Origin of the sequence: Actinophytocola sp., assembly GCF_009379765.1 — a bacterium.
Classification (GTDB): domain Bacteria; phylum Actinomycetota; class Actinomycetes; order Mycobacteriales; family Pseudonocardiaceae; genus Actinophytocola.
Map to the genome: position 1 here is coordinate 1 of NZ_WHTD01000025.1, position 20,560 is coordinate 20,560.

20 protein-coding genes are annotated in these 20,560 nt (G+C 72.2%); 8 read left to right on the plus strand and 12 right to left on the minus strand.

Translation table 11 applies throughout. From position 1 onward, the window contains the following. Positions 1–134 precede the first annotated feature (134 nt). From GEV28_RS10350 to GEV28_RS10360, 3 genes are all read right to left on the minus strand, one after another. The gene (locus tag GEV28_RS10350; RefSeq protein WP_291411066.1) at positions 135–806 is read right to left on the minus strand and encodes a DUF4232 domain-containing protein; all 672 of its coding nucleotides are present in this window, start codon (positions 804–806) and stop codon (positions 135–137) included. A gap of 120 nt (positions 807–926) precedes the next feature. Then, on the minus strand, positions 927–1,616 hold the full coding sequence (locus tag GEV28_RS10355; protein WP_291411068.1) for a hypothetical protein: 690 nt from the start codon (positions 1,614–1,616) through the stop codon (positions 927–929). Between the two features lie 9 nt (positions 1,617–1,625). After that, positions 1,626–2,060: a hypothetical protein gene (locus GEV28_RS10360; protein ID WP_291411070.1), complete on the minus strand. Its 435-nt coding sequence runs from the start codon at positions 2,058–2,060 to the stop codon at positions 1,626–1,628. A gap of 277 nt (positions 2,061–2,337) precedes the next feature. Between GEV28_RS10360 and GEV28_RS10365 the strand changes: the two genes are divergently transcribed. Next, entirely contained in the window at positions 2,338–3,123 is a 786-nt protein-coding gene (locus GEV28_RS10365) for an arylamine N-acetyltransferase (protein WP_291411072.1), read from the plus strand. Here GEV28_RS10365 and GEV28_RS10370 read toward each other — a convergent pair whose 3' ends face one another. Then, positions 3,124–3,924, minus strand: coding sequence for an ABC transporter permease (locus tag GEV28_RS10370; RefSeq protein WP_291411074.1), 801 nt, complete (start codon positions 3,922–3,924; stop codon positions 3,124–3,126). It abuts the gene before it with no gap. Further along, the gene (locus GEV28_RS10375; RefSeq protein WP_291411076.1) at positions 3,921–4,907 is read right to left on the minus strand and encodes an ATP-binding cassette domain-containing protein; all 987 of its coding nucleotides are present in this window, start codon (positions 4,905–4,907) and stop codon (positions 3,921–3,923) included. Before GEV28_RS10375 ends, GEV28_RS10370 begins: the two co-directional genes overlap by 4 nt. 142 nt (positions 4,908–5,049) lie before the next feature. On the opposite strand from GEV28_RS10375, the gene GEV28_RS10380 reads away from it, so the two are divergent. Continuing rightward, on the plus strand, positions 5,050–5,484 hold the full coding sequence (locus GEV28_RS10380; RefSeq protein WP_291411078.1) for a hypothetical protein: 435 nt from the start codon (positions 5,050–5,052) through the stop codon (positions 5,482–5,484). Here GEV28_RS10380 and pheA read toward each other — a convergent pair. Continuing rightward, positions 5,481–6,407, minus strand: a complete 927-nt coding sequence (gene pheA / locus GEV28_RS10385; protein WP_291411079.1) for a prephenate dehydratase — start codon at positions 6,405–6,407, stop codon at positions 5,481–5,483. The two genes, GEV28_RS10380 and pheA, sit on opposite strands and share 4 nt — an antisense overlap. Before the next feature lie 326 nt (positions 6,408–6,733). Between pheA and GEV28_RS10390 the strand changes: the two genes are divergently transcribed. Beyond that, positions 6,734–7,333: a macro domain-containing protein gene (locus tag GEV28_RS10390; RefSeq protein WP_291411081.1), complete on the plus strand. Its 600-nt coding sequence runs from the start codon at positions 6,734–6,736 to the stop codon at positions 7,331–7,333. 276 nt (positions 7,334–7,609) lie between these two features. Further along, positions 7,610–7,996, plus strand: coding sequence for an SCO5389 family protein (locus GEV28_RS10395; protein ID WP_291411083.1), 387 nt, complete (start codon positions 7,610–7,612; stop codon positions 7,994–7,996). A 53-nt stretch (positions 7,997–8,049) separates the two neighbouring features. On the opposite strand, the gene GEV28_RS10400 is transcribed toward GEV28_RS10395, so the two are convergent. Beyond that, positions 8,050–8,214 carry a hypothetical protein gene (locus GEV28_RS10400; protein ID WP_291411085.1) on the minus strand — a complete coding sequence of 55 codons (165 nt, stop codon included), beginning with the start codon at positions 8,212–8,214 and terminating at the stop codon, positions 8,050–8,052. Between the two features lie 85 nt (positions 8,215–8,299). Between GEV28_RS10400 and coaA the strand changes: the two genes are divergently transcribed. After that, on the plus strand, positions 8,300–9,259 hold the full coding sequence (gene coaA, locus GEV28_RS10405) for a type I pantothenate kinase (RefSeq protein WP_291411087.1): 960 nt from the start codon (positions 8,300–8,302) through the stop codon (positions 9,257–9,259). On the opposite strand, the gene GEV28_RS10410 is transcribed toward coaA, so the two are convergent. Then, on the minus strand, positions 9,256–9,783 hold the full coding sequence (locus GEV28_RS10410; RefSeq protein WP_291411089.1) for a hypothetical protein: 528 nt from the start codon (positions 9,781–9,783) through the stop codon (positions 9,256–9,258). The genes coaA and GEV28_RS10410 overlap by 4 nt on opposite strands. Before the next feature lie 48 nt (positions 9,784–9,831). Between GEV28_RS10410 and GEV28_RS10415 the strand changes: the two genes are divergently transcribed. Together GEV28_RS10415 and GEV28_RS10420 are read left to right on the plus strand one after the other, a co-directional pair. Then, on the plus strand, positions 9,832–10,575 hold the full coding sequence (locus tag GEV28_RS10415) for a maleylpyruvate isomerase family mycothiol-dependent enzyme (protein ID WP_291411091.1): 744 nt from the start codon (positions 9,832–9,834) through the stop codon (positions 10,573–10,575). Between the two features lie 9 nt (positions 10,576–10,584). Beyond that, positions 10,585–11,217, plus strand: coding sequence for a response regulator transcription factor (locus tag GEV28_RS10420; protein ID WP_291411093.1), 633 nt, complete (start codon positions 10,585–10,587; stop codon positions 11,215–11,217). Between the two features lie 53 nt (positions 11,218–11,270). Here GEV28_RS10420 and GEV28_RS10425 read toward each other — a convergent pair whose 3' ends face one another. Together GEV28_RS10425 and GEV28_RS10430 are read right to left on the minus strand one after the other, a co-directional pair. After that, on the minus strand, positions 11,271–13,802 hold the full coding sequence (locus GEV28_RS10425; RefSeq protein WP_291411095.1) for an FtsX-like permease family protein: 2,532 nt from the start codon (positions 13,800–13,802) through the stop codon (positions 11,271–11,273). Continuing rightward, a complete protein-coding gene (locus tag GEV28_RS10430) occupies positions 13,802–14,530 on the minus strand; it encodes an ABC transporter ATP-binding protein (protein WP_291411097.1) in 729 nt (242 codons plus the stop codon). The genes GEV28_RS10425 and GEV28_RS10430 overlap by 1 nt, the downstream gene beginning before the upstream one ends. Before the next feature lie 236 nt (positions 14,531–14,766). On the opposite strand from GEV28_RS10430, the gene GEV28_RS10435 reads away from it, so the two are divergent. Beyond that, entirely contained in the window at positions 14,767–16,128 is a 1,362-nt protein-coding gene (locus tag GEV28_RS10435; protein ID WP_291411099.1) for an IS4 family transposase, read from the plus strand. 43 nt (positions 16,129–16,171) lie between these two features. Here the strand turns inward: GEV28_RS10435 and GEV28_RS10440 are convergent, their stop codons facing one another. Both GEV28_RS10440 and cydD read right to left on the minus strand, forming a co-directional pair. Continuing rightward, a complete protein-coding gene (locus GEV28_RS10440) occupies positions 16,172–17,308 on the minus strand; it encodes a GAF domain-containing protein (protein WP_291411180.1) in 1,137 nt (378 codons plus the stop codon). Positions 17,309–17,316: 8 nt separating this feature from the next. Beyond that, positions 17,317–20,556, minus strand: coding sequence for a thiol reductant ABC exporter subunit CydD (gene cydD, locus GEV28_RS10445; RefSeq protein WP_291411101.1), 3,240 nt, complete (start codon positions 20,554–20,556; stop codon positions 17,317–17,319). Between the last annotated feature and the right edge of the window lie 4 nt (positions 20,557–20,560).

The following is a 20,560-nucleotide window of genomic DNA, read 5'->3' on the forward strand; positions in this document are numbered from 1 at the left end:
GCATCCCCCAACCCTCACCACTTCAGGCCCGGCTCCTGGATCTACTCGGCGTCGACCCCACCACCCTAAGATGATCAAGTACCGCACCCGACAACCAACTCGAGTTGATCAACCCCCATGTGCGGAATACCCGGCTAGCGCTGGATCGTCCGCACGGTCAGCTGGTTGCCCGGCGGTTTGCCGGCACAGCCGGTGCCCGGCGCCGGCAGGTACATCGAGTTGTACTCGTGCGGCGGGTAAACCCGCAGGCCGCGGACCGCGGTCGGCTTGCAGACGGCCGGGTCGTAGTTGCGGACCTGGACGAACCCGAGCGGCGCGTAGGCCATCTGACCGGGCTTCAGTGTGATCGCCGGGCCCTTGGCGCCCTCGCGATAGGCGGCGGGACCGACCTGGTGGCCGTCGTCGCCGGTCACGTAGGACACCCCGGGGAAGCCCTGGACCGTGCAGGTGCGGCCACCGGAGTTGGTGAACCGCAGCTGGCGGTAGGTCGTGCCGGCCGCGGCGTCGCCACCGGCCAGGCTGAGCTCGAGGTCGGCGACCTTGCACTCGTTGGGGTTGGCCGCCGGCGCGGGCTTCTCACCCGGCGGCTTGGCCGTGTCGTTGACGGGCGGCTGAGCCTGCGGCGCGGAGCTCGGCGGCGTCGTCGCCGGTGGTTGGGTGGCCGGCGGCGCGCCGGCCGCCTCGGTGATGGACGGTACGTCCGGGTTGTCCGAACCGGCGTTCGTGTTCTGGCACCCGACGGTCGACAACGCGATCGCGATGCCACCGGCGAGCAACGCGGCTCGGCTCATCCTGGTTCGCAGCATGGTGTTTCGCCTCCAGACCTGGCCCCGACACCACTGGACGCTTACTACAGAGTGGACGTGTGACCCGCCTCTGGGTTGCTTGCCCACCAGAACTACCCGCGACCGGCGAACAACAAACAGTCACCAGTCGATGGCGGTGATCCAGTGCGCGGTCCGGGGCCGGTAGTCGAGCGTGTCGGCGAGGCGGTGCACGAGCCGCGGCACGTGCGCGGCGCCGTACACGACGGCGACGTCGATCCGCTCGTCCGAGCGGGTGCGGTGCAGTTCGACCAGGGCGGCGAGCAGCCGGTCGTCGCGCTCGCCGCCGAACAGCCGCTCGAACTCCTCGTCGATGTCCGAGTCCGGCAGTTCGTCGTCGTCGTTGATCGCGACGTCCGGCGCGAGCAACCGCTTGCGCCCACCCAGGAGCTGCAGCACCACGATGACCGGCAGCATGACCCACATCAGCAGCCGGCACTTCAGCGACAGCGACCGCCAGGTGCGGTCGAACTCCGCACCCGTGACGTCCGGGTTGATCACCTCGACGCCGAGCGCCCGGTAGTCGATGTCCTGCTCGACCAGCCCGGACGCGCGGTTCTGCGGGATGACCCGGTAGGTCAGCATGAGCGCCGAGCCGATGATCGTCGGGCCCGAGACACCCTCGGCCACCACCACGGCGCACTCGCCGAGCCGCCTGCGCACCTCGGCGTAGAAGACCGGGCTGGCGACGTGGAGCATCGGGAACACCAGGAAGTTCAGCCGGCTGTCGCGTCTCTTCAGCCGCAGCACGGCCGACCTGGTCCCCAACGCGCCCGTGTCGATGATCTGCATGGCTCCCCCTCACCCGATGGTCGCGTCGCGACCTCCTGTTGTTGCGCCGTAGGAGGACAGCAGGCGGACGATCTTGTCCCGCTTGCGCTTGGTGTCCAGGTAGGACCGCGCACGCAGGAAGAAGACCCCGTCGTCGGTCAGCCGGACCCGGGTCCACACCTTCGCGGTGCAGTGGTCGGGGCGGCCTGGGTGGCTGGAGATCACCACGTGGATGACGTTGCGCGCGAAGAGGTGCCGCGTGTAGAGGCCGTTCTCGGTGAACTCGACCTGCCACATCACGCCCCGCGCGGCACCGGTGGCGACGTCCAGCGCCCGCTCAGGCCGGCAGGAGAGCTCGAGGGAGAAATCGCGGTCGAGCTCGCGAACGCGGTTTCTGCCGACCAGGAACCTCGTGACGAAAACCAGTACGACAATGCCGACCGACAAGACAAGCAACGTGCCCATGATGCCCGCACCTCCTGACCCCTTCTCCGTGCTGCCACAGCCGAGGACGGCAGAGGGCCGGCAGGCGACCCGGCAGCGCCGACGGGTCATCAGGTCATTCCAGACACCTCGCGTCAGTTCCTCGACCGTTACGAAACCTTCACCAACGGAGTCCGCCGCTGATGCTTCTAATTAGCGCCGAGCATCAGAGATTCGTCAAGACTTCCGGCGAAACTGCCCGGATGCGGGAAGGATTCCTGCTTGACCTACACCTAGGTCGAGCAGGCAAGGTGGTGTCATGGACGACCAGACCGTGCAGCGGTACCTCGACAGGATCGACGCGCCGGCACCCGGGGAGCCGACCGTCGACCTGCTGCGTAATCTTCATCTGCGACACCTGCGCGCGGTGCCCTTCGAGAACCTCTCGATCCACCTCGGCGAGCCGGTCACGCTCGACCACGACACGCTCGTGGACAAGATCATCGACCGGCGGCGCGGCGGGTTCTGTTACGAGCTGAACGGGCTCTTCGGCGAGCTGCTGCAAGCCCTGGGCTTCCCGGTCACGCTGCTGTCCGCGCGGGTCCACACGCCGGTGGGCACGCTCACCCACCCGTTCGACCACCTGGTGCCGCGGGTGGACCTGGCCGACCGCCACCTGGTCGATGTCGGTTTCGGCGCCCACTCGAGCTACCCGCTGCGGCTGGACTGGCCGGAGCCGCAGGCCGACCCGAGTGGCGAGTTCCTCGTGGTGGACGCGCCGAACGGGGACGTCGACGTGCTGATGGACGGGACGCCGCAGTATCGCGTGGAGCCCCGCGCCCGGTCGCTCTCCGACTTCGCGCCGACCTGCTGGTGGCAGCAGACCTCGCCGGACTCGCACTTCACCCGGAGCCTGACCTGCTCGCTGCCGACGGAGGACGGCCGGGTGACGCTGTCCGGCAACCGCCTGATCACCACGGTGGCCGGCGAGCGGACCGAGACCACGCTGGACGGCGACGACACCGTGCGGGCGGCGTACCGCACACACTTCGGCATCGAGCTGGACCGGCTGCCGACGCCGCCCCGACCCGCCGTGGTGGCCTAGCTACTTGCTGGCCACCCGGCGGTACTTGGCCACCGACAGCGGGATGAAGACCGCCAGGATGCCGACCGACGAGACGACCGCGTAGAGCAGCGCATTGTCCGCGGGCCAACCCGGCGGCGGGGCCATCCCGGGCGGGGCCTCGTTGCCGAACAGGTCGCGCACCGACTGGATGACCGCGGTGAACGGGTTCCATTCCGCGATCGCCTTGAGCGGCCCCGGCATCGTGCCCGCGCCGACGAACGCCGACGAGATGAACGAGAGCGGGAAGAGCCACATGAGCCCGGCGCTCTGTGCCACCTCGACGCTCGGCGAGGACAGGCCGATGAGCGCGCCGATCCACGACATCGCGAACCCGAACAGCAGCAACAGCAGGTAGGCGACGACCGCGTCGAGGAAGCTGCCGCGGATCCGCCAGCCGACCAGCAGCCCGCACAACGACATGATCAGCAGCGCCATCGCGCTGACCACGAGGTCGGACGTGGTGCGCCCGAGCAGCACCGCGAGCCGCGACATCGGCAGCGAGCGGAACCGGTCGATGATGCCCTTCTGCAGGTCGTTGCACAGCCCGATGACCGTGAACGCCGAGTTGAACGACGTGGTCTGCACGAAGATGCCGGCGATGAGGAACTCGCGGTACTGCCCGCCGCCGAGCGCGCCGCCGAACACGTAGGCGAACAGCAGCACGAACATGATCGGCTGGATGACGGCGGCGAAGAGCCAGTCGACGTTACGCCGGACATTGAGCAGGTTGCGCCAGGCGATGATCCCGCCGTCGCGGATGCCCTGGGTCAGCACGGTCATTTCGAGTCCCCCTGGGTAACCGGCTCGTCCTCGGCCGAGTGGCCGGTGAGCGACAGGAACACATCGTCGAGCGTGGGCCGGTGCAGGCTCACGTCGAGCACCACCACGCCCTTGGCGTCGAGCCGGCGCAGTGCCTCGATGAGCGACTTGGTGCCGGCATCGACCAGCACCTGCGCCCGCCTGTGGTGCGGCTCGACGCTCGGCTCGCCGGAGCCGACCTCGGCGAGCACCCGGGACGCGGCCTCGAGCTCGGCCGTCTCGGCGACCACGATCTCCAGCCGCTCGCCGCCGACCTCGGCCTTGAGAACGTCGGCGGTGCCGCTGGCGATGACCTTGCCGTGGTCGATGACGAGGATGGTGTCGGCCAGCTGGTCGGCCTCCTCCAGGTACTGCGTGGTGAGCAGCACGGTGGCGCCGTCGGCGACCAGCTCGCCGATGACCTCCCAGGTGTCGAGCCGCCCGCGCGGGTCGAGCCCGGTGGTGGGCTCGTCGAGCAGCACCACGGCCGGCTCGGCGACGAGCGCGCCGGCGAGGTCGAGCCGGCGCCGCATGCCGCCGGAGTAGGTCTTGGCGGGCCGGTCGGCGGCGTCGTCGAGCTGGAAGCGGCTGATGAGCTCGCGCGAGCGGGCCCGGGCGTCGGGCTTGTTCTTGCCGTAGAGCCGGCCGACCATGTACAGGTTCTCGAAGCCGGTGAGGTTCTCGTCGACGGCGGCGTACTGGCCGGACAGACCGATGGCGCGGCGCACCGCGTCGGGCTCGGCGAGCACGTCGTGCCCGGCGACCCACGCGCGACCGGAGTCGGGGCGCAGCAAGGTGGTGAGGATCCGCACCGCGGTGGTCTTGCCGGCCCCGTTCGGGCCGAGCAGGCCGAGCACGGTGCCGGTGGGGATCTCGAAATCGATTCCGTCGAGCGCGCGGGTGGACCCGAAGGTCTTCACCAGGGCCTCCGCGCGCACCGCGACATCGGACGCGGACGGTGGCATGACGACTCCTGCGGCAGGTGGGTGTGTTGGGCGATGGCGACTGTAGTGCGGGGCACCGACAATTCGGACCGACTGACCCGCGGCTCGTCGCCCGGTAGGCGAGGATCCCCAGGAGAACGGCGAACTCTGCCCAAGGAGAACCATGAGCGCACCCGGACCCGGCCCCTACCCCTACCCACCACCGCCGGCCTACCCGCCGCCGGTCCGGCGGCGGGGTGCGCTGGTCGTCGGGCTGGTGGTCGGCCTGGTGGTCGGGGCCGGCGCGGTCGGCCTGACCTGGACGCTGGTCGGCGGCGGGGAGGCCGACGCCGGCGCGCCCGCCGACGCCGCCGCGGCCTGCGCGATCCTCGACCGCAACGGGTCGGCGGACCTGCTGGAGACCGAGGACGAGACGCCGCTCCGCCGGTTCGGTGCCGCGGTCGAGCTCGCCGCGCTGGCCGCCGGCCAGGACGACCGGTACCGGCCGCTGGACGAGGCGCTGCAGGAGGCCCGCGCGCTGCTGGTGGAGCGGTTCGAGTCCGGCGAGGAGTTCGAGGCCGCGGTGGCGAAGGCGAAGGAGCTCTGCGCCGATCTCTAGCCGGTGGTGCCGCCCAGGACCGCGGTGAGCCACTCGGCGGCCGCGGCGTAGTCGGCGTCCGTGTGGCCTGCCGACGCGGTGTCCGCGGGCGGGCCCGGCTCCGCCTTCGGGTAGGAGCCGAGGAAGCGCAGCTGCAGGCAGCGCCGGTGCAGCGCGGCGAGCGCGTCGCCGACCCGCTGCTCGGCGACGTGGCCGTCGAGGTCGAGGTAGAAGCGGTACTGGCCGAGCCGGTCCTTCTGCGGGCGGGACTCGATGCGGCTCAGGTTGATGCCGCGCAGGGCGAGCTCGGTGAGCATCTCGGCGAGCACGCCGGTGCGCTCGGCGGCGGCCACCGCGACGATCGACGTGCGGTCCGAGCCGGTGGGGGCGGGCAGGTGGCCGGGACGGCACAGGACCAGGAAGCGGGTCATCGCGCCGTCGGCATCGGCGACACCGGTGGCGAGGGTGTCGAGCGCGTAGTGGGTGGCGGCCACCGGCGCGGTGACCGCGGCATCCCACTCGCCGTCGAGCACGCCGACCGCGGCGGCCGCCGTCGAGTTGGCCGCGGCCTGGGTCGCGAGCGGCAGGTGGTCGCCGAGCCAGCCCTGGACCTGGGCGAGTGCGTGCGGGTGGCTGGCGACGGTCCTGACGTCACCGGCCTGGAGACCGGGCCGGACGAGGACGGCGAACCGCACCGGCAGGACCACCTCGGCCACCGCGACCAGCGGGGCGTCGACCGCGAGCGCGTCCATGGTGGCCGAGACGGCGCCCTCGATGGAGTTCTCGACGGGGACGCAGGCGAGGTCGGCCTCACCCGCGCGGACCGCGGCGAGGGCGAGCGGCACGGTCGCGACGGGTACCAGCGAGTCCGCCGGCCGCGCGTAGGCGAGCGCGGCCTGCTCGGTGAACGTCCCTTGTGGTCCGAAATAGGCGATGCTCGGCACGGGGTCACCCTACGCAGGCCCGATGCGAGCACCCGCCGCCGTCACGCCGATCGGGCCAATGAGACCAGCCGTTCGGCTTGTTCGGAGTGCGCACCATAGGTGAACGCCACGCGAACTCCCGCGGCCCCGAGCCGCTCGCGCCGATACCGCCTGCCGCACCCGTGAGCAGCGGGTTCGGCGGGCCAAGTCGTTGGTACGCCACGAGAATCGCGCTCCCCCGGGTCGCGCCGGGCGAACCCGAGGTGCCCGTTCGGGGTCGCCGACCCGGGCTACCTGTCACCTGTTTGCGGTTACCCGCAGTGCCACGAAAGTGCCATGCTGGAGGCGTGACCGCCGATTCGGAGGCAGAGAGCTCGGAACTCGCGACCGGACGATTGGCGTTGGTGCTCTGCGCGGTGGAGGAGCCGCTCGCGCGGGCGTGGGCGGACGCCGTTGCGGAGCGTCGTGACGTGTGGGTGCACCGGGGCTCGGTGCTGGACGTGGACGCGCAGGCCGTGGTCAGCCCGGCGAACTCGTACGGCTGGATGCGTGGCGGGATAGACGCGGTGTACGCGCGGACGTTTCCGTCCGTGGAACAGCATGTGCGCAGTGCCGTGCTCGCCTACCACGGCGGGGAGCTGCCGGTCGGCCAGGCGCTGATCGTGCCGACCGACGCGATGTCGCCGACGTGGCTGATCAGCGCGCCGACGATGCGGGAGCCGGGACAGGTGCTGCCGCCGGACACCGTGCATCCCTACCTCGCGGCGCGCGCGGTGTTCCGGCTGTGGCGCGACGGGCGCCTGGAGGACGGCCGGCTGGTGCGCGAGGTGGTGCGCACGATCGCGCTCCCCGGCCTGGGCACCGGCATCGGCGGCGTGGCGCCGCACACGTGCGCCAGACAGGTGATGGCCGCGTGGGACGAGGTGTTCGACCCCGCACGGCCATAGGTTCTTCGGTTACTCGGTCGTCGCGGCCCCGACGGCCGGGCGCTCGGCGCGAACCGTGATCTTGCGCGGTTCGGCCTCGGCCTCGGCGACGTCGCGGACCCGGATCTGCAGCAGGCCGCGGTCGTAGTCGGCCTCCTGCCGGCTCGCTCAGGGGTGGCCGGCGCGGCGACTAAAGGTGACGGAGTTACTCGGCGAGATTCACACGTTGGGTGGTCGCCAAAATGCCGGTCTCCGGGTTAGCTGAGTAGCGACCGGATTTTCGAGCTAGGAGGTCGAATGTCGTTAACGGTTTCCCCCTCGCTGCTGGAGAAGGCGCAGCGCGGCCCGGTGTCCGACGACGATTTCATCGCGTGCATACGTGACTCGCTGCCCTATGCGTGGTCCGTGGTCACCGACGTCGCCGAGCGGCTCGCCAACGGGGGTGGCACCTTCGCCGACAACCAGAAGGAACCGCCGGACGAGGCTGCCCGCGGACAGCTGTTGCGCCTGGTGGGAAGCGATGCCATGCGTGCGGCGGTCGAGCGGCACCTCAACGTTCGGCTGGCCTTCCAGAACTGCCACCGGCTCGCCCTGTTCGACCCCTCGGCCTACAACGAGTACGCCGAGTTCGTCAGCCCGCGGTCACAGCTGCTCAACCAGAGTCCTGAATTAGTGAACTGCTGATCCTCGAAAAGGGAGCCGCGGCGGGCTCCCTTTTCGAGACGCCACCCATGCATTTATTGCGATATTTCCATCTCGAGTTCTATCTCGTCCCTGATCGGGATGTCGTAGTCGCCCGACGCGGGAATTTCCGGCTTGGTCCTCCGCGCCTCGGTCACCGCGCCGAGCGACAGCGCGATCACCTCCACCGCACCCCACTCGCGTACGAGCAGCGGGACCACGGTGTCCCGATCGCCCGGGTTCCAGGCGGCGCAGCGTGTACTGAGTCACAGTGCCCAAACTGCCACGACGCCTTACGTTTGACGAATGCGGGCGACACACGTGCGGCCGGTCCGGGCCGGTCGCGACCTGAGCCCCTATGTCGAGCTGCGCCGGGAACAGTGGCGCGAGCTGCGCCGGGCCACCCCGCTCACGCTCACTCTGGACGAGCTGGTGGCGCTGCGCGGCCTCGGCGACCCGGTCGACCTGGAGGAGGTCGTCGACGTCTACCTGCCGCTGTCCCGCCTGATCAGCCTGCAGGTGGCGGCCCGACAGCAGCTGTACGAGGCCACCACGTCCTTCCTCGGCGAGGACCCCGGCGAGACCACGAAGGTGCCGTTCGTGATCGGCATCGCGGGCAGCGTCGCGGTCGGCAAGTCGACCACCGCACGGCTGCTGCAGACCCTGCTCGCCCGCTGGCCCGATCACCCACACGTGGACCTCGTCACCACGGACGGCTTCCTGCACCCGAAGGCGGAGCTGGTCCGGCGGGAAATCATGCACCGCAAGGGCTTCCCGGAGAGCTACGACCGCCGCGGCCTGCTGCGGTTCGTGTCGGACGTGAAGTCCGGCGCTCCCGAGGTCCGGGCGCCGGTGTACTCGCACCTGGCCTACGACATCGTGCCGGGCCGGACGCAGGTGGTGCGCAAGCCCGACATCCTCGTCGTCGAGGGGCTGAACGTGCTGCTGCCCGGCCAGGGTCTCACGGTCGCGGACCTGTTCGACTTCTCGATCTACGTCGACGCGCACACCGAGGACATCGCCCGGTGGTACGTCGAGCGCTTCCTGGCCCTGCGCGACACGGCGTTCGCCGACCCCGACTCGCATTTCCACCACTACGCCTCGCTGACCGACGGGGAGGCCCGCGCCGAGGCGACCCGCCTGTGGCGGGAGATCAACGAGCCCAACCTGGTGCACAACATCCTGCCCACCCGCCCGCGGGCGACCCTGGTGCTGCGCAAGGACGCCGACCACCGCACCAACCGGGTCCGCCTCCGCAAGCTCTAGAACACGTCCAGCGCCACGGCGAGGGCGACCGCGAGCCTGCGGTCGAGCCCGTCGTCGACGATCCGCACCGCGAACCGCCTGCGCGGGCCGAAGCGGCGGCGCACGGTGAACACCGGCTCGCCGGCCGCGGTGAAGTCGAACCGCGCGGGCACCCAGCCGAACAACGCCCCGAAGAACGCGCCGACGCCGCTGCGCTCCCGACCCCGCACGGGCGCGTGCCCGGCCCGCTCGACGTACCAGACGCGCCGGCCCCACGGCTGCTCGGCGCGGACCAGCCCGATCGCCGCCCCGTCGCGGTCGGTGACCGCCAAGCCGCTGATGGGGGCGTACTCCGACCTCGCCCTGACCGAGAACTGTGCGTCGCGCCGCCCGTCGTCCCGGTACACCGTCACCTCGGGTGAGACGCGGCTCTTCTGGGCGAACGCGACCGGGTCGCCGGAGGGCTGGGCGAGCACGTCGTACTGGTCGACGATCGGCCGAAACCGTTTGCGCACCACAAGGTGGTGCTGGTCGGTGAGAAGCACCCGGCGATCATCCCGGAACTGTCGGTGCCCCGTGGTTAGGTTGCGGGCGTGGACGAGTCGAGATTCCTCGAATGCCTGGAGGCGGACTACCGGCGGCTGCGTGAGGTCGCGCCCGGCGCCCTGGGTGAGAAGGTGCCGAGCTGCCCGGGCTGGACGACGGCCGACCTCGCCGGGCACGTCGCCGAGGTGTACCTGCACAAGACCGAGACCATGCGGCTCGGCGACTGGCCGCAGCCGTGGCCGCCGGACCTGGGCGACGACCCGTTGGCGGCGCTCGACCGTGCCTACCGCGAGCTCACCTGGGAGCTCAGCACGCGCAAGCCCGACGAGCACGCGCTCACCTGGTACGCGCCGGTGCAGACGGTCGGGTGGTGGGCCCGGCGGATGGCGCAGGAGACGGTCATCCACCGGGTCGACGCGGAGCTCGCGGCGGGGCTCACGCCCACGGCGATCCCGGCCGACCTGGCCGCGGACGGCATCGACGAGGTGCTGGTCTGCTTCCTCGCGTACGCCTCCACCGAGTACCCGGAGGCCCTCGGCGAGCACCTGGACAGCTGCGACGGCAGCACCGTGCGGATCGACACACCGTCGGCGAGCTGGCTGGTGCAGCTGGGGCCCGGCGTGGTCACCGTCGAGCGCGGCGAGGCCGACGTGGAGGCGATCGTTCGGGGATCCGAGGACGCGGTGCTGCGCTGGCTGTGGCGGCGGGTCGGCAACAGCGCGGTCGAGCTGGACGGCAACCACGGCGTGGTCGGCAAGCTGCGTCAACTCCTGGGGGACACCACGCAATAGTCTTGACGCATGCCGGTGCGGGTGGCGCTCGTCGACGACCACGAGGTGGTGCGGCGCGGGCTGCGGGACCTGCTGGACGGCGAGCCGGGCATCGAGGTGGTCGCCGAGGCGGGTGGCGTCGACGAGGCGCTCACCCGGATCGGCGCGACCTCGCCGGATGTCGTGGTCGTCGACATCCGCCTCCCGGACGGGGACGGGGTGTCGCTGTGCCGGACGCTGCGCTCACGCGACCCGGCCCCGAAGTGCCTGGTGCTCACCGCGTTCGACGACGAGCAGGCCCTGGTCGAGGCCATCATGGCGGGCGCGTCCGGGTACCTGCTCAAGCAGGTGCGGGGCCAGGACCTGGTGGCCGCGGTGCGCGAGGTGGCCGCCGGCCGCTCGCTGCTCGACCCGGTCACCACGGCCCGGGTGCTGGAGCGCATGCGCCGCTCGGCGGAGACCGACGAGCTGGCCGCTCTCACCGACCGGGAGCGGCACGTGCTGGAGCTGATGGGCGAGGGACTCACCAACCGGCAGATCGCCGAGCGGCTGTTCCTGGCCGAGAAGACCGTGAAGAACTACGTGACCTCGGTGCTGGCCAAGCTCGGCATGGAACGCCGCACCCAGGCGGTCGCCTGGATCGCCCGCCGGCCGCGGAGCTGACGTGCGGAAGGGGCGCCGCGAGTGGGAACCGCGGCGCCCCTTCCTGGCCTGGCTCACGCCGGTGCGACAGTCGCCTCCGCCGGGCGGGGGCGCAACGTGACCCAGGTGGTCACCATCGTGGACAGCATGGTCAGCACGGTCGCCGTGCCGATCACGCCCAGGTAGATCCAGATCGGGCCGGTCGGGAGCAGCGAGCCGTCCGTCACCAGGGTGAACGGCACCAGTGTCGTGGTCGACACGATGGTCCCGAGCACGATCCCGATCGCCGACACCATGCCGGCCTCGACGAACATCATCCGGAGCACCTGGCCGCGGGTCGAACCCGTCAGCCGCTGCAGGCCGAACTCCCGCCGCCGCGCCGAGGTGGCCATCACCTGGCTGTTCACCACCGAGATCGCCGTGTACGCCACGATCATCCCGGCCATCAGGTAGTTGATCCACGCGCCGATCTCCTGCTCCTCGGCGTACGCGGCGGTCAGCACGTCCCGGTCGGCCACCGCCACCCCCGGCTGGTCGGCGACCAGCTTCGAGAGCGACACCGACAGGGCGTCCAGGGACTCCCCCGGCTCGGCCCGGACCATGATCTGGGCCGGCAGCCCCGACGTCGTGTGCGCGGCGACCAGGTCGGCCGGCATCAGCATGGTCTGGAAGCCCACGCGACCCGGGTACAGACCGACGATCCGCACGTCCACCTCGTCGCTGTCGCCCATCCGCATGGTGATCGTGTCGCCGATGCCCCGGCCGATCGACGCGGCGTTCTCGGCGGGCAACGCCACCGTGTCGCCGGTCAGGTCGGCGAGCCTCCCGGAGGTCGGCTTCACCGCGGTCGTCTGCGCGGCACCCTCGGCGCTGACGCCCTGGATCATCCAGCCGTCCTCGCTCTGCGAGTCGTCGTAGGGTGCCGCCACGTACCCGGTCGTGCTCGCGAACTCCGAGGCCGCCGCGACACCCGGCACCTCGCGCACCTCGGCGACGAGGTCACCGGGCAGGCCACCGGTCGATGAGCTCAGCACCAGGTCGGCCCGCAGGTTCTCCGCGTAGGCCTCGTTGGCGACCGCCACCTGCGTGGTCTGCAGGTAGATGTTCGCCGTCGCGATGCCCGTGGCGAGCATGATCGGGGTGACGACCGCGGCCATCCGCACGGTGCGGGTGCGGGCGTTGAGCGTCGCGAGGTAGCCGGCCGTACCGGTCACCGCGCGCACCGGCCAGCGCAGCACCGCCAGCATGACCCGGGTGACGCCCGGGGCGATCAGCGCGAGCCCGATCGCCCACAGCAGCACCGACGGACCGGCCGTGCTCGCCGCGATCGGCCCGGTCATCACCGCGATCGTCACGATGAACAGCGCGATCCCGCCGCCGAAGCAGAGCACCGCGAGGATCAGCCGGATCGCGGACAGCCACCGCCGCTGGATCGCGGCCTCCATCAGCGCCTCGGTCGGCCGGGTGCGGGCAGCGCGCCGGCCCGCGACGAACGCGGCGCAGAGCGAGATCAGCAGCGACGAACCGACCGCGACGACCATCGGGATCCAGCCGACCCGGAACTCCATCGCCTCGGGCACGATGCCGTTGCCGGCCAGCCGGTCGAACAGCCACCGGCCGAACGGCACGCCGAGCAGGCTGCCGAGGGTCGTGGCGAACACCGCCATGTACAGCGACTCCCCGACCACCATCCGGCGCAGCTGGCCGGGCGTGGTGCCGATGGCGCGCAGCAGGGCGAGCTCGCGCTGGCGCTGCTGGATCGACAGGCCGAGCGTCGTGGCCACCACGAACAGCGCCACGCTGATCGCCAGGCCGCCGAACACCGCCGACAGCACGATCAGGTTCTCGCTCGACTTGTCCGCCTCGAAGTGCTCGGCGACGCCGCGGTCGCTGCCGGTCAGCAGGACCACGGGCGCGCCCTTCAGCGCCTCGCCGACGTCCTGGGTGACCTGGCCGAGATCGGCACCGGGTGAGGTGAGCACGCCGATCGCGTCGACCTTGCCGGCGTGCCCGGCGAGGCGGTCGACGTCCGCGTCGGCGAAGAACACGTCGGCCGAGCTGGTGAGGCCCGCGACGGTGTAGGTCGCGGTTCGCGCGTCGGCGACGATCTCCACCCGGTCGCCGACCTGGTGGCCACCGGTGGCGTCGAGCACGACCTCGCCAGGGCCGGGCTCGTGACCGGCGCGCAGCGAGTACGGGGTCAGCGCGGCCGAGGACCAGCCGTGACCGCCGGTCGTCGCGCCGGCATGGCCGTCCCGGACCAACGTCGCGGGGAACGACATGTCGCCGACCGCGGTCTCGACCCCGGGCACGGCCTCGACCTTCGACACCAGGGCGGGGTCCAGCCGGACCCGCTCGGCCAGCGTGCCGGTCTCGGTGTCCTCCTCGGGGTCGTCGGGGTTCTGCTTGGGCAGCGTGGAGGACTGGCTGCCGGTGACGACCAGCGGCGCGGCGGCCAGCCGCTGGGCGGGGACCTCGGTGCGGATGCCGGTCTCCATCAGACCGCCGCAGGCCATCGTGATCACGGCGCCGAAGGTCATCGCGAGGAACGTGGCGATGAAGGCGCCCTTGCGGTAGCGCAGCGTGCGCAGGGCGACCCGCACCATCACCGGGCTCCCGTCGGCTCGCGCTCGGCCCATGCGCCGAGATGGGTCATCCGCTCCGCGACGCCCTCGGCGGTCGGGTTCACCAGCTCGCCCACCAGCTTGCCGTCGGCCAGGAACACCACGCGGTCGGCGTAGGACGCGGCGACCGGGTCGTGGGTGACCATCACGACCGTCTGCCCGGCCCGGTCCACGGCGTTGCGCAGCAAGCCCAGCACGTCGCGGGCGGTGCGGGTGTCCAGCGCGCCGGTCGGCTCGTCGGCGAAGATCACCGCGGGGCGGGTGACCAGCGCGCGGGCGATCGCGACGCGCTGCTGCTGGCCGCCGGACAGCTGGCCGGGCAGGTGCTTGCGGCGGTCCCCCAGGCCGACCTGGTCGATGACGCGCCGCACCAGCTCGGGCTTCGCGCGGCGGCCGGACAGCCGCAGCGGCAGGGTGACGTTGTCCTGCACGGTCAGCGCGGGGAGCAGGTTGAACGCCTGGAACACGAACCCGATCCGCTCGCGGCGCAGCTTGGTCAGCTCGACCTCGGAGAGCTCGCTCAGGTCCTGGTCCTCCAGCAGGACCGAGCCGCCGGTCGGGCGGTCGAGGCCGGCCGCGCAGTGCAGGAACGTGCTCTTGCCGGAGCCGGACGGCCCCATCACCGCGGTGAAGCTGGCTCGCGCGAACCCGATGGTCACGCCGTCCAGCGCGGTCACGCTGGTGCGCTTGCCGCCGTAAGTCTTCCGCACGTCGATCAGCTCGACGACGTCGCAAGCCCAGGGGACCGTGACGGCACCCAGCCACCAACCACCCGAGGTCCGCACCGTCCGCCGGGACGCAACCAACACTTTTGATTCCGGGGAGGCGGACTAGCCCCAAGGCCGTGTAGTTAGGGCTTGGGTGTGGTTGTCAAGCCCGCTGAAATTGGGAACGGAGTCCCTGCTAGAACAGCGTCGACCAAGATCGCTGAAACATAGGGACTCCGTTGGACTCGCAGTCTGTCATCACCCGCGCTATTACCGTGGCAGGGGGCCGGTACGCGCCCGGCCACCTCGGCGAACTCACCCAGCTCGTGCCGTTTGAGATGGTCGATCAGGCCCTGCTCGCGACCCGGGCGACCCAGTCCCGGCTGCGGGACCTGCCCTCCCGGGTCGTGGTCTATCTGCTGCTGGCCGCCGGCCTGTTCCCGGACGTGGGATATCCCGGTGTGTGGCGCAAACTCACCGCCGCGCTGGCCGGCATCCCCACCGCCACGCCGACCCCCGGCGCGTTGGCCCAAGCCCGCCGACGAGTGGGGACAGCACCGCTGCGGTGGTTGTTCGATCTGCTGCGGGGCCCGGCCGCCACCATCGGCGGTCGCGGCACCTGGTGGCGTGGTCTGCTGGTCTGCGCCATCGATGGCACCACCCTGACCGTGCCCGACACCCCCACGATCGGGACCCGCTTCACCAAACACGCCGGTCACCACGGCGGCACCGGCTACCCCCAGGTCCGGCTCGTGGCCCTGGTCGCGTGCGGCACCCGCACCCTCATCGACGCGGTCTTCGGCCCCACCACCACAGGCGAGACCACCTACACCCCACAACTGCTCCGCAGCCTGCGGGCGGGGATGATCCTGTTGGCCGACCGCAACTTCGGCGCGAAAGACCTCCTTGCCGACATCGCGGCCACCGGAGCCCACGTGCTGGTCCGCCTGAAAAACGACCGCAAAATCCCGATCCTGGCCCGCTACCCCGACGGCTCCTACCTCTCCACACTGGGCGCACTGCGGGTGCGCATCGTCGAGTGCGAGATCACCATCTCCACCACCGCCGGACGCCACACCGGGGTCTACCGGCTGGCCACCACCCTGCTCGATCACCACCGCTACCCGGCGGCCGAACTGATCAGGCTCTACCACGAACGCTGGGAAATCGAAACCGCCTACCTGGAACTGAAATCCAGCATCCTGGGCGGGCGAGTCCTCCGCGCCCGCACCCCGACCGGTGTCCTCCAAGAGATCTACGCGCTGCTGGTGGTCTACCAACTGCTGCGCACCGCCATCGCCGACGCGACCAGCACCCGAACCGACACCGACCCCGACCGGGCCAGTTTCAGCATCGCCTGGCAGGCCGCCCGCGACCAACTCATCCAGGCAGCAGGCGTCATCACCGACACGGTCATAGATCTGGTCGGCACGATCGGCCGGCACGTCCTCGCCAACCTCATACCCGCCCGACGCCTGCGGGTATGCCCCCGCATCGTCAAACGCGCCATCTCCAAATACCAGGCACGAGGCCCCAACATCGACCGGACCAGCTACAAAGCCACCCTCAACATCAACATCCTCGCCGGCGCGTCACCTTGACACCCACCACCACCGGCCTAACTACACGGCCTTGGGACTAGCCCTACCCCAGGGGCACCGTCCAGGTGACGGTGGTGCCGCGGCGCGAGGAGGAGTCGATCTCGCAACGGCCGCCTGCTTGGGCGGCGCGCTCCTCGAGGTGCTTGAGGCCGCGGTGGGTGACGCCCTGCGGGATGCCGCAGCCGTCGTCGGCGACGGTGAGCGCCAGCTCCTTCCCGCGTCCGATGTGGACGGAGACGTGGTGCGCGCCGGAATGTCTGACCACGTTGGACAGCGTCTCGCGCAGCGCGGCCCTGGTGTGGTCGGCGAGGTCGGCCGGGATGTCGTGCAGGTCGCCCTCGATCGTCAGGGTCGGCTCGAAGCCGAGCAGCTCACCGGCGATCCCGACCTCGCCGCGGACGGACTCGGCGAGGTCGGTCGCGGTGTCGGTCGGGTCCGGGTTGCGCAGCGCGCGGACGACCGCGCGGACGTCGGCGATCGAGGCGTCGAGCTGGTCGATGGCCTCGGCGAGCCTGCTCGCGTCCTGCCGGGCGAGCTTGCGGGACGGGCGGCGCGCGACGAGGTCGAGCCGCATGCCGGCGGCGTAGAGCCGCTGGACGATGACGTCGTGCAGGTCGCGGGCGATGCGCTCCCGCTCCTGGTAGAGACCGATCTTGGCGCGGGCGGTGGCGCCCTCGGAGAGAAGGAGCACGAGCCCGGCCTGCGCGGCGAACGCGGTGAGCAGGTCGACAGTGGTGGCCTGGAAGGGTTTCGCGCCGCGCTGCCGGTAGACGGTGAGCGCGCCGAGCCGGCGTTGCGCGGTGCCGAAGGGGGCGGCCGCGAAGGGGCCGTAGGCACGCAGCTCGCGGAGGACGAAGGGCGCGGTCCGCGGGTCGGCCCACACGTCGTCGACGACGACCGCGACGCCGCTCCGCGCGACCCGGGCGGCGGCGGAGCGGGCGGAGAGCACGAGCCCGACGGGGTCGGTGGTGTTGGGCAGGACGGGAGCGCCGTGCGCGGCCTCGACGGTGAGCGAGCCGTCCTCGGCGCGGGCCATGACGAGCCCGAGGTCGGCCTCGGCGAGATCGGCGGCCCGGCGCACGACGAGCCGCAGCACCGCCTCCGGGTCGTCCCCGGACAGCGCCGCCGTGGCGATCTCGGTGGCCGCGCCGAGCGCGCGGGCGGCCAGGTCGGGCTCCATCGTCGAGCTCACGCTAGCGCGGTCCGCCCACCCGACGCCGCGGCCGAGAACTGTCGGTCCCCTCCCGTAGCGTCGAAATCGGGGGACCCCTGGGGGCCGTGCGAGTGGGCCGTTCGCACCGAGTTCACCCGACCGTGGCTGACCTCGACGATCAGGTCGGCGTAGGCCGTCTCCTCCTCGCGGTGCGTCACGTGGATCACCGTCGTGGGTAGGGCGCTGATCATCTCGAGCACGCGCCGTGCGGTGGGGATGTCCAGGTGCGCGGTGGGCTCGTCCAGCAGCACGAGGTCGGCGTGCGGGGCGGCGAGCAGCGCGCGGGCCAGCGCCAGTCGTTGGGCCTCGCCGCCGGACGCGGTCGCGGCGCGCCTCGTGTCGAGGCGGTGGGCCCAGTGGCCGATGCCGGCCAGGCGGAGCGCGTCGGCGAGCTGCGCGTCGGTCGCGTCGGGGTCGGCGAGGCGGAGGTTCTCGCGGACCGTCGTGCCGGCGAGCAGCGGTTCCTGAGGGCACCACGCGACGTCGCGCGGGATCTTCGCGGTACCGCGGTCGGCGTCCAAGAAGCCGAGCAGCAGGGCCAGGAGCGTCGACTTGCCGGCGCCGGACGGCCCGACGACCGCGACGTGCGTGCCGGGCCGGACGTCGAGGGTGACGTCCGTCAGCGCCGGCCCGGCCGCGCCCGGCCAGCGGGCGTCGACGCCGAGCAGCTCGATGTGGTCGGCGTACTCGTGGCTTCGGGTGACGGGTTCCTCGGGCCGGGTGCGGGCGAGGGCGGCGCGGAGGGCCCGGTGGTGCTGGGCGGCCGGCGGGACGAGGGCGAGCACCTCGGCGAGGGCCAGCGGCAGGAGGGCGCAGACCGGGGCGAGAAGCGGGTCGAGCGTGCCGCCGGCGACCGCGGTGGCGGCGAGGGCCGTGCCGGCGACCGCTGCCGCCCCGGTTCCGAGCGTGCTGATCAGCGTGGCCGCACCCGCGCCGAAGGCCTCCCGCTTGGCGGACCTGGTCAGCTCGGCGTCCGTGGCGGCGATGGCGGCGCGGTGGCGGTGGTGCGCGCCGAACGCGATCAGCTCGGCGGCGGCATCGAGCAGGGTGAGCGTCCGGGTGGCGATCCGGCGCCGGCCGGTGGCGAGCCTGCTGCCGGCCCGGCGGTCGAGCGCGAGCGCGACGGCCGGCGCACCCAGTCCGGCCGCCGCGACCGCGATGACGAGCGTGAACGCCGCGGCCGGAAGGATCACCAGCTGGACGAGCACGGCCGCCACGCATACGAGTGCCGCGACGAGCGGCGGGGTGAGCACGCGCGGGGTGAGGTCGCGGACGGTGTCGATGTCGTGGACCAGCGCGGGGAAGTCGGCGGTGTGGGCCGGGCCGTTGCGGGCGAGCCCGCGCCAGAGCGCGACCCGGTGGCCGCCGGCCGCACGGAAGGCGGCGTCGTGGGTGACGAGCCGCTCGAGGTAGCGCAGCACCGCCCGACCCAGCCCGAACGCGCGGACCCCCACGACCGCGACGGAGAGCGTGAGGATCGGCGGCTGCTGCGCGGCCTTGGCGATGAGCCAGGCCGAGGTCACGGTGAGCGCGACGCCGGCCAGGAGGGCGCAGGCGCCCAGCGCGGCACCGGCCAGCAGCCGGCGGTCGAGCAGCGTCGCGACCCGCGCCCGCGCCCGGGCCGCGGTCGCGGCCGGCCGGCTCGCGGGTGCCTCGGCCGCGGGGATGTCCTGAGTGGACGGTGTGGCTCGGTGGCTGGCGAGGATCACCGCGGCGCCGTTCCCGGCGGCCTCCTCGACGGCGGTCATGACGAGGCCGGCGGTGGCCGGGTCGAGGTGGGCGGTGGGCTCGTCGAGGAGCAGGAACATGGCGCCGTCGCGGAGCCGGCGCAGGGCGCGCGCGACGGCGACCCGCTGCCGCTCCCCCGTGGACAGCTCGGTGACCGGCCGGTCGAGCAGGTGCTCGACGGCCACCTTCGCCGCGATGTCCCGGTCCGCCGAACCGATCTCCTCGGCCACCGTGGCACCGGTGAAGGTCGGGGTCTGCGGGACCCAGGCGAGGTGGTGGCGCCAGGCCTCCGGGTCCAGGTCGGCGAGGTCCGCCCCGCCGACCTGGACCCTTCCCCCGGTCGGTCTCGTGAAGCCCAGCAGGACGGCGAACAGCGTCGACTTCCCGGTGCCGCTCGGCGAGTCGAGGCGGGTGATCTCGCCGGGGCGCGCGGTGAGCGACAGGCCGTCGGGGGCGTTTTCGTTGCGGCGGCGGACCGTCAGGTCGGTCACGACCAGGTCGCCCGGTGGGGGCGGGACGCCGGTGGTGGCCGGCGTGGTCGGGAGGTCGGCGACCCGGCGGGCGGCTTCGAGACCGTCCTCGCTGGCGTGGTGGGCGGCGCCGGCGGCCCGCAGCGGGAGGTAGCACTCCGGCGCGAGGATCAGGACGAACAGGCCCACCGCGAGGCCGAGGTCGCCGGACACCAGACGCAGGCCGATCGTCACGGCGACCAGGGCCACCGACAGCGTCGCGATGAGCTCGAGCGCCAGCGCGGAGGCGAACGCGATGCGGAGCGTGCCCATCGTGGCCGCCCGGTGCGCGTCCGAGGCCCGGCGGACCGCCTCGGCCTGGCCGGCGGCGCGGCGGAACGCGGTGAGGATCGGCAGGGCCCGCGCGAGCTCGAGCAGGTGGGCGGACAGCCGCCCGGTGGCGTCGGCGGCCTGGGTGACGCGGTCGCGGGTGCGCAGGCCGATCAGGATCGCGAACACCGGGACGAGCGGGAGCGTCACCGCGATCACGACGGCGGACGGCCAGTCGGCGAGCAGCACGACGCCGCCGATGCCGACCGGGAGGACGGCGGCGTTCACGAGTGCGGGGAGGTAGCTGGTGAAGTAGCCGTCGAGGGCGTCGAGCCCGCGGGTGGCGAGCGCGGTGAGCTCGGCCGGCCCGGCTTCCACGATCCACTCCGGCCCGGCCCCGAGCGCCCGGTCGAGGAGGACGGCACGCAGCTCCGCCTTGGCCCCGGCCGCCGCCCGCGCGGCGACGACCTGGGTGGCCCAGCCGAGGATCGCGCGGGCGAGCACCGCACCGGCGAGCACCCCCAGCCGCTCGCCGATGGGTGCCCCCGCCCCCCGCACGACATCCGCCAACACGGAGGCGACCGCCCACGCCTGCACGACGAGCGCCACCGCGCTGACGGCGGCGAGCACCGCACACCCGACGAGCGCCCGCCGCGCGACCCGGGACAGCCGCAGCGCGCCGAGCGGGCCGGATTGCTTGGTGGTCATGCGC